The organism is Rhodococcus sp. IEGM 1408 (assembly GCF_033142235.1).
Taxonomy (GTDB): Bacteria; Actinomycetota; Actinomycetes; order Mycobacteriales; family Mycobacteriaceae; genus Dietzia.
Map to the genome: position 1 here is coordinate 1 of NZ_JAWLRW010000017.1, position 1267 is coordinate 1267.

Here is a 1267-nt window from a genome sequence, read left to right on the forward strand (position 1 = left end):
GCCAGGGCTGTGTCGTCACCGATTGCGGAGACCTCGACGCGCAAGCCGGAGTCGGTGGCCACCGTGCCGGCGACCACCTGCTCGCCGATCTCACGCCGGACCGCCTTGGACTCGCCGGTCACCATGGATTCGTCCATGCTGGCCGAGCCGTCGATAATCTTGCCGTCGGCGGGCACAGAAGCACCGGGGCGGACGATCACGACGTCGCCGACCGCCAGGTCGGCTGGTGCGACGGTGACCACGTCGTCGCCGTCGACCTTCTCGGCCTCATCAGGCAGCAGTGCCGCCAGAGAATCGAGTGCAGAGGTGGTGTGCGCCAGAGAGCGCATCTCGATCCAGTGGCCCAGCAGCATGATGACCACCAGCAGGGCCAGTTCCCACCAGAAGTTCAGCTCATGATTCAGCAACCTCAGGCTCGCGCCCCAGGAGGCAATGAACGCCACGGTAATTGCCAAGCCGATGAGAAGCATCATGCCGGGCTGACGAGCGCGGACCTCAGAAAGCGCGCCAGTCAGGAACGGCCGGCCGCCCCAGAGATAGATCACTGTGCCCAGGGCGGGGGAGACCCACCACACCCAGTCGGCGTCGGGCAGCTGGTAGCCGATGAGGTCGGCGAACATGTCGTTGAAGCCGACTACCGGTACCGCCAAGACGAGCATGATCCAGAAAAGACGGCGGAACTGTCCGACATGGTCTGCGTGCCCGGCATGACCGCCGTGGTCTTCATGGCCGGCGTGATGCTGCCCCGCGTGGGTCGTGTCGTGGGGCGCATCCGGGTGATGATGCTCGGCTACCGCCGCCCCCATATCGTCGAGGCGCCCGGCCGAGTCTCCACCGGGTCCGTGCCGGTGGGCGTGGTCATGGTGATCGTGCGGCTGACTCATCCGTTTACTTCCGTCTTGTCCAGGGCCGCGCGGTGGGCGTGCACTTCGAGCGGCATCCGCCCGGCACCTTCGATGTCGACCAGTCCCGAGGGGGTGGAGCAGCACGAACACGACTCTTTGACAGCCGTGAGCGGTAGCGCGAAGTGCGTTCTCGAGGTCATGGACACTCCTTCCGGCAGGCCCATTTGGGATTGCGATTGGCCAAGACGCTTGATACCCCCCTAGGGTATCTGGTCTTGTTCGTCGGCGGTGTCGGCCGCAACGTTCACGGATGCGAAACCGAGGTCGCGGGGGCCCGGCCCCCGCCCCCCCCCCAACGGGGGGTTATATCGACTTGAGCCAATCGCCCCAGGGGTAGCTTTACTGTTGGGGGGGGTGAAAGT

The 1267-nt window shown here is 65.6% G+C and carries 1 protein-coding gene and 1 pseudogene; both read right to left on the bottom strand.

Annotated elements, in window-relative coordinates; genetic code table 11:
• Positions 1–884 (bottom strand): annotated as a pseudogene (locus R4P08_RS17470) (heavy metal translocating P-type ATPase); the annotation flags it as partial.
• The gene (locus R4P08_RS17475) at positions 881–1045 is read right to left on the bottom strand and encodes a hypothetical protein (protein WP_317815148.1); all 165 of its coding nucleotides are present in this window, start codon (positions 1043–1045) and stop codon (positions 881–883) included. The gene R4P08_RS17475 and the pseudogene R4P08_RS17470, both read right to left, overlap by 4 nt.
• Positions 1046–1267 lie beyond the last annotated feature (222 nt).